Genomic DNA, 7856 nt, shown 5'->3' with positions numbered 1-7856 from the left:
CTCAGGCCATGGGAGCGACTGGGCTACGAGTACCCATCCTCAACAACCTGGCCCGCGCGGCTTTGCACCAGAGCGCTCTGACCGCCGCACGGCGCTATAATGACGCGGCTTTCGCCGCGAGCGTCGGTCACGAAGCCGAATATGGCGGCAACCTCCATGCGCTTCGCGCCCAGATTGCTCTGCGGCGCGGCGCGGTGGAAGAAGCTGTCACCGAGATCGAGGCGGCCTTCGCGCTTATCGTCGACCCCAGCTCACCAGTTTGGCGCGAGGTGCACGAGGCGGCAGTAGACATCTATTCTCGTGCCGGGCGCCCAGCTGATGCGCTGACGCATCTCAAGACCCTCAAGCGCATCGACGACGAGGTGACCAAGGTCGCTACCGACACCAACACCGCCTTGCTTGCCGCGCGGTTCGATGCAACCAACCAGCAACTTCGTATCGAGAAATTGCGCACCAGCCAGGCCAACCAGCGTGCCCGGTTCGCCCGGGATCGCGCCTTGTTTCAGCTGCTGCTGGCTGGGGGCCTGCTTCTGATCGTTGCAGGGGGCGCCGCACTGCTTGCTTTCGCGCTGTTCCATATCCACCGCAGCCGCCGCGAAGTGCGCGAAGCGAACCGCGACCTTGCCACCACCAACGTTCAGCTCAGCAAGGCACTCGCCGCCAAGCGCGAGTTTCTCGCCACCACGAGCCATGAATTCCGCACCCCCCTGAACGGCATTCTAGGCATGAGCGAGATACTGCTCGCCGACGTTACGCTCGCGGGCGAGGCCCGGGCCAAGATCTCAGTGTTGCAGGATGCCGGACGAACGATGCAGGCACTGGTGGACGACGTGCTCGACATGGCTTCGTTGGACAGCAACGAAATCACTCTTGCGCAGGCGCCGTTCGACCTGCGCGCGTTGCTCGAGGATAGTGGCCGTCGATGGGGAGTGGTGGCGGAGCAGGGCGGCTTGGCCTTCACGCTGGACTGCTCCGAATGTCCAGGTATGCTGACTGGCGACGCTCGTCGCGTCCGTCAGATCGTCCACCATCTTCTCTCCAACGCCGTCAAATTCACCTCCGAGGGTGGAGTTACGCTCACCGCCCGCAGCGCAGAGAATGGGCGAGGCATCGAGATCCTCGTCGTCGACACCGGTATCGGCATCGCGGTGGCCGAGCAGGCGCTTGTCTTCAAAAAGTTCTATCAGGTCGACGGCGGCACCAGCCGTGCCTATGGCGGGATAGGCGTTGGACTGGCGCTCGCACGTGCCTTCGCCATTGCAATGGGCGGCAACCTAACGGTCGAAAGCTCGCCTGGCATGGGAGCCACCTTCCGTCTGCTTTTGCCCGGCGGCGAGCCCGACGCAGGGGCAGCGATCAAAACCGCATCATCACTCACCGAGCCGCAGCGGGTCTTGCTGGTCGAAGCCAACCCGCTCTCGCGAGGAGTGACGCTGCACGCGCTCCGCCAGGCTGGATTTGCGGTAGATGCCGTGGCTTCGATACGCGCGGCACATGCGCATCTGGCGACAGACGCTACCGATCTGATGCTCGTCAATGCGGATGCGGCACTAGCGGCGGATCTAGCCCCGCTCCTGGCCGCCGCGCGCAACTGTAACGTCGGCGCTACCGTTCTATTCGATCCTGACGATGCCTTTACCGCGCCCCCAGCAGAGGTCGTTGGCGTTCATCAGTTCCTTGCGAAACCCATCGCAATGAAGGCGCTCATCGAACGATTGCCGCTTCCTTTCAGCCGCGAGCCTGATCAAAGTATCGCGCTTGGCAAGTAAGCGCCACCATCGCTGGAACAGGCAAGGGCTTTCAATAAGTCAGATTGGGCCAATGAGCGAAGCCAAACGTCGTGATTATACCTACAGGCAGCATCGAACTATCTTAATGTTCGCCGCCTACATCCGGAGAGTGAAAATCTGAGAATTTGAGGTTATTATGGATCGTCGCTTTCGACTTGGTCTCGCCGCGTCGTGCAGCTTGTTCGCTCTGCCTGCACATGCGCAAAGCGGCGCGCCGATTTCAGGGTCGGATCGTAGCGATTTGGCTCCGTCCGCTGCGCCAGCTCCCAAGCAGGCTTTCACCACCGGCGTCGCCAAAGGCCGCGACCTGCTCGATTCGGCGATTTCGGCAAGCTCGATTGACGAAGACGAGATCCAGAAGATCGGCACCCGCTCGATCGCGGAAGTGCTGGGCAACATGCCCGGCATCCGCGCCGAGACCGCCGGAACCGACGGACTGACCGCAGTCACCATTCGCGGCCTGCCGATGGCGGCGGACGGCTCGAAATTCCTGCAGATCCAGGAAGACGGCCTGCCGGTCCTCGAGTTCGGCGACATCCACTTCGCCTCCACCACCGCCTTTCTGCGGACCGACCTTAGCCTGTCGCAGGTTCAGGCGATCCGCGGCGGCTCGGCATCCACCTTCGCATCGAATTCGCCGGGCGGCCTCGTCAACTTCATCTCGAAGACCGGCGAGGAGGACGGCGGCACGCTGCAGCTTTCCTCCGGCATCGACCATGAGCTGGGTCGCGCCGACTTCAACTATGGCGGCCATCTGAGCAAGACGGTGCGCTTCAACGTCGGCGGATTCTACCGCCAGGGCGAAGGCCCGCGCGCTACCGGTTACGATGCCTTCAAGGGCGGCCAGATCAAGATGAACGTCACCAAGACGTTCGATAACGGCTATATTCGCGTCTACGGCAAGTATCTCGACGACCGCGAGCCGAACTACGCGATGATGCCGGTGGCGGTGCGCGGCACCAATGCGGACCCCGTCTACAGCACGATCCCCGGCTTCGATCCGCGCAAGGACACGCTTGCCTCGCGCTACCGCTCGTCCGTGCTTGCGCTCGACGGCAACAACAATGTGACCAACGTCGATCTGCGCGAGGGCAATCACAGCAAGGTCGCCTCGATCGGACTGGAAGCCCAGTTTGATATCGCCGGTTGGACCTTCAGCGATCGCATGCGCTACGCGGGCATTTCGGGCAGCTACAACGAGAGCAGCTCGCTGGCGCTGCTGCCCGCCGCCGCCCTCGCCCCCACGTTCGCAGGCCCGGGTGCGACGCTGCGCTATGCAACCGGCCCGAACGCCGGCCAGGCCATTGCCAATCCGTCGACGCTAAACGGAAACGGCCTGCTGATGTATGGCCTCGAGCTGCATTCGGACCTCGAAAAGCTCGACAACTTCACCAACGACTTCCGGGGGAGCCGCGTCTGGAACGTGGGGAACGCCAAGCTGACCACCACCGCGGGCTTCTATGCCTCCTCCCAGGCGATGGTGCAGAACCTGCACTTCATCAACGATGTGTATGACATTGCCAGCGGCGGCAACTCCGCCTTCGTGGATGTGCTGACTGCCGGGGGCGTTCCGGTTACCCAGGGCGGCGTGCTCGCCTATGGCGTTCGCGGCACCGCCGCCTATCGTCGTCGCTACGACCTGCAATACCGCGTGTTCGCGCCCTATGGCTCGGTGAACTACCAGATCGGCGCCGTGTCGATCGGCGGCAGCCTGCGCTATGATTTCGGCAAGGTCAGCGGCACGCTCTATGGCGCCGATCTCGGCGGCGGCCGCGTCGGCACCGCGCCGGTCGACATGAACCGCGACGGCACCATCTCGCTGCCCGAGCGCAGCGTGGCGGTCCTGCCGCTGTCGCAGCCGGGCCAGGCCGATTACCGCTACAATTATGCGTCCTACTCGGTCGGCGTGAACTATCGCATTGCGGAGCCGCTGTCGGTATTCGCGCGCTACAGCCGCGGTGCCCGTGCAACCGCCGAACGCATCTATTTCTCGCCGGCGGTGAACCCCGCCTCGGGTGCGCTGACCGATCCGGCCATGGCTTATGGCCCAGTGAAGCAGGCTGAAGCTGGCGTGAAGTTCCGCAAGGACGGCGTGACGCTGTTCGCCACCGGCTTCTGGGCCTCGACCACCGACAAGAACCTGCAGATCGGCGCCGACGCCAGCGGTGGTACCGTGGTGCTGCAGATCGACCGCGACTACAGCGCCAAGGGCGTCGAGCTCGAAGGCCTGTTCGAGCATGGCCCGCTCAGCCTGCGGCTCGGTGCCACCTACACCAAGGCCAAGATTGATGCGGACAAGGCGGACAAGACGCTGGTCGGCAACACCCCGCGCCACCAGCCGGACCTGATCTTCCAGGCGACCCCGCAGTTTGAAGGGAAGCGCTTCACCATCGGTACCAACCTGATTGGCACCACCAGCAGCTTTGCGCAGGACGGCAACCTGCTGAAGCAGCCGGGCTACACCATCGTCAGCCCGTTCGTGCAGGTCCGCCTGGTGAAGGGCCTGCAGCTCGGCCTCAACGTCTACAACGTGTTCGACAAGCTCGCCTTCGTGTCCGTCAACTCCGCGGCGGTCCCGGCCTCCGGCGTCGCCACCGCACAGACGCTCACGGGCCGCACTATCACGGGTTCGGTTCGTTTCAGCTTCTGATTCGGACGCGCAACACAAGGAGGCGTGGGAACCACGTGGTTCCCACGCCTTTCTCGTCGATCAATACTCGAAGGATCGCCTGGATCAGTACGGTATGTACGCTTGCTTCGTCGACGTAACGGATCTCAGTTCTGTTCCTCCGTCACGCCGGACAGAGTGACCGCCTCCCGGAAGGGGACCTGCGCCGCGACCTCGCCTCGCTCGTCGGTTATAAGGATGTACCAGGCGAGGTTTAAGCAGCCTTTTCGCAGCTCGCCGATCATCACGTCTCGAGCCGTATCTATCGCGCGCGCCCTCGCTTCAACGAGTGTCGCGCAGTTGATGCCCTCATGATCCTCCAGAAGGCCTATTCTGTCGTGAAGATGGAAGAAGAATCGGTCCATGAGAAAGGGGGTCCGCTAACTCCGATCGATCAGCTACGCCGCGGCGTGCAGGTACGCTGCATCAAACGCTGCGACACGCCTGAAGCCCGACCAGTCTCTGACTTGCAGCATGCCTGGCGAGCGTCGAATGAGCCCCTCTTCGGTAAGCTCCCTCAGCATGCGATTAACGTGAACAGCTGTAAGGCCCGTGGCATCACCGATCTGTTCCTGCGTGAAGGGAAGGCGCATGCTTTCCACGCTTCCAAGGCCGGCTGCTTCGCTGCGCGTAATGAACTCACAAAGCATATGAGCGATCCTGGTCTTGGCGTCGCGACGTCCGACATTGAGCACCCATTCACGAAAAATCGAGGCGTCTATCAATGCGTCGCGCCAGAAAGCGGTTCCCACCCTTGGCCGATTCGATATGAGTTCTCGCAGCGCTGGCATGGGTATCCACGCAAGCGTGACGTCCGTCATCGCCTGAACGAAATGATCAGCCCGGTCTAGAAATAGATGCTGCAGGTCAAGCATGTCTCCGGACACGTGGAAAGAAACAATCTGCCGGCCGCCCTCAGCAGAGAGTTTGCTCCGGGCCGCATATCCGTCAACGAGTAGGCAGCATTCTGTTGGCTTATCGCCCTCACGCACAATGTACTGCTGAGATCTCCGCCTGTCCGTCCGGTGAGAGAGTGATCGCAAGGCTGCGATGTCTTCATCATCAACAGGGGATAATCGTTGTACTTTGGCGATAAGTGCCTCTAAGGGAAAATTCCTACTATCCATTCTCCACTCTCATCGCCCGTCTCTCTTTGCCTAATGCATGCGGGGTGATATCGTTCCGATAGGATAACGGGATGGAACCTCCGTGCATTTTGCAGAATCATGCAAGGCAGGTGCAGTCTATTCAGAGAGGCCCGTAATCCTTTGTTTCTTCAAGAGGTGCGGAATATGTGCTGACATCAGCAGGTTAAGTCTCGACGAGAGTTCAATCTGCGTTCGGAGAGAATGGCTTCCTTCTTCAAGCGGCATGTTCATGAAGCGCGCGATCCTTCGCATCCGCTTCCGGAAGCTCAGCCAAGCGTTCTGCAAACGCCACCAGCTCGACAGCATAGGCCGCGGTTTGAGGCTGACGACTTTGGGGGCAGCGTCCCATCGTTCGGTTTCCCGCGATATCTGCCCAGCTCGGCTTCGACATGACCTACGTTGAAGCTGTCGCACCTCCCCTTGCGAGATAGGCGCTCGGCAAGGCCTCTTTCCGTATATGACCGTAAAGCACTGATAACCGAGGTTGTCGTAGGGTCACTTGGCTATGCCGCGAATGACAGCCCGATGCCTTCTCGCCTCTGCTCCGCTGGGCCTGACCTACTGCGCCCTCGCGTCGAGCACCATCATGTGGAGCAGGTACGAAGGGGGCGTGGCATTCGTGTGGTTCGCGAGTGCGGCACTTCTTGCTCGCCTGCTCACGCTGCGACCTCGCCACTGGAGTTCGGCGCTGCTGTGGTGCGGAGTGAGCAGCGCCGTGGCGACCTCACTTTTTGGATTAGGTCCGCAAGCGGCTTTGCCCATGCTGTTGCCAAACCTGGCGGAGCCGGTGATCGCAGCCCTTCTGATAGGGCGTGTTGCCGCGCCTAGCACGGCATTCACGACGAACAGGCGTCTAGGTGCGTTCTTAGTGGCTGCGGTCGTTGCGTCATGCGTCAGCGGGCTACTTGGTGCAGCAGTCGCAGCTGCATTTGGCTCGGGCTCTTATCCTGTGAATTTTTTGCATTGGACCACCGGCCATGCGTTAGGCCTAATTACGTTTACGCCAGTCGCACACTACATCGCTCGTGGCGCCTTCGTGAGGTCGCTTCGGCGAGCGAGCACAGTGCGCGTGCTGGAACTCGCCGGACTAACGCTGCTCGTCGGTCTGATGACGGCTGGATCCTTTGTCCAGAATACTACGCCTACCCTCTTCCTGCCCATCCTTCCCATGACGCTGGCTGCATTCCGGGGCGGGCGACTGGCGGCCGCAATATCCGTGCTCATGCTCACGCTCATCGCTGGAGGGCTCACGCTGGAGGGGTTTGGCCCTATAGCAGCAATCGACGCTGCTCCCGGTGAGCGAGTGAACTTTCTCCAGTTCTACCTCGCCGCCACGGTTCTGACGATCCTGCCCGCGGCAACTGAATTGGGCCGGCGCCGGGAGCTTTTCCGCGCGCTGCGTGAAAGTGAGGCGCGATATCGCCTCCTCATGGAAAGCTCCACCGACATCATTCTGAACCTCGGCATGAACGGTGATATTCGCTTCGCGTCGCCATCTATCGCTCAGATCAGTGGCTGCGACGTCGGCAGTGTTCTCGGAAGGAACGCAGTGGAGCTTGTCGAACTTCGAGACCGGCAAGCTGTGAAGCGGACGCATATCCAGGCACTCGCAAACCCTGCGAGAACGTTCATAGTGGAGTATCGCGCCGCTGTGAGGGATGGAAGCGCGCGCTGGTTCGAATCGCACACCCGGGCGGTCATCGAGTGCGAGCAGGTCGTCGGAGTAGTCTGTGCCATTCGAGACGTGACACATCGAAAGGCGGTCGAAGAAAAGCTCGCCCATGCGGCTGCCACCGACCCGCTGACCGGCCTCGTGAACAGGAGGGCCTTCGATGCGGCGCTTCGAGCTGCCACCTCCAGCGAGGAGGAAGGCTCCGGCTGCGTGGCGCTATTCGACCTCGATCACTTCAAGCAGATCAACGATCGATTCGGCCACGCCGCGGGGGATGAAGTGCTGAAGAGCTTCGCCCTGCAAGCGCGCCAATGCGTGCGGGAGGGCGATACCGTCGCCCGAACGGGAGGTGAGGAGTTCGCGATCATCCTGCCGGGTGCGTCCAGGTTGCAGGCGCAGGCGGTCTGCGAACGCCTTCTGGAGGCGATATCCAACGCGGTCCTGGTCATTGATGGCAAGTTCATACGCGTCACGGTGAGCGGAGGAGTTGCTTGCTATCAGCGTAACTCCTCGCCGGCTACCCTGCTAGCGGAGGCAGATCGCGCCCTATATTCGGCCAAAGCGAGTGGCCGAGATCG

At 61.6% G+C, this 7856-nt stretch carries 5 protein-coding genes; 3 read left to right on the top strand and 2 right to left on the bottom strand.

The genetic code is table 11. The features are described from left to right. A partial coding sequence (locus SPI01S_RS21395; protein ID WP_157084834.1) for an ATP-binding protein occupies window positions 1-1769 on the top strand: 1769 nt, incomplete at its 5' end. Window positions 1770-2031: 262 nt separating this feature from the next. Continuing rightward, the gene (locus SPI01S_RS21390; protein WP_306305032.1) at window positions 2032-4440 is read left to right on the top strand and encodes a TonB-dependent receptor domain-containing protein; all 2409 of its coding nucleotides are present in this window, start codon (window positions 2032-2034) and stop codon (window positions 4438-4440) included. Between the two features lie 125 nt (window positions 4441-4565). Here SPI01S_RS21390 and SPI01S_RS21385 read toward each other — a convergent pair whose 3' ends face one another. Together SPI01S_RS21385 and SPI01S_RS21380 are read right to left on the bottom strand one after the other, a co-directional pair. Continuing rightward, window positions 4566-4823, bottom strand: coding sequence for a DUF6894 family protein (locus SPI01S_RS21385; protein ID WP_066727359.1), 258 nt, complete (start codon window positions 4821-4823; stop codon window positions 4566-4568). A 33-nt stretch (window positions 4824-4856) separates the two neighbouring features. After that, complete coding sequence (locus SPI01S_RS21380) at window positions 4857-5585, bottom strand: Crp/Fnr family transcriptional regulator (RefSeq protein ID WP_066727357.1); 729 nt, start codon at window positions 5583-5585, stop codon at window positions 4857-4859. Window positions 5586-6111: 526 nt separating this feature from the next. Here SPI01S_RS21380 and SPI01S_RS21375 point away from each other — a divergent pair. Then, on the top strand, window positions 6112-7856 hold a 1745-nt coding region (locus tag SPI01S_RS21375), incomplete at its 3' end, for a sensor domain-containing diguanylate cyclase (protein ID WP_157084833.1).

It is taken from the genome of Sphingomonas pituitosa NBRC 102491 (genome assembly GCF_001598435.1).
Classification (GTDB): Bacteria; Pseudomonadota; Alphaproteobacteria; order Sphingomonadales; family Sphingomonadaceae; genus Sphingomonas; species Sphingomonas pituitosa.
The sequence above is the reverse complement of the archived record's forward strand: the minus strand, read 5'-3'. Positions and strand labels throughout refer to the sequence as shown.

What these genes read in the sequence shown, in the direction of transcription:
- SPI01S_RS21385 (WP_066727359.1), bottom strand. Translation starts at nt 4,823, where the DNA reads ATGGACCGATTCTTCTTCCATCTTCACGACAGAATAGGCCTTCTGGAG.
- SPI01S_RS21380 (WP_066727357.1), bottom strand. Translation starts at nt 5,585, where the DNA reads ATGGATAGTAGGAATTTTCCCTTAGAGGCACTTATCGCCAAAGTACAA.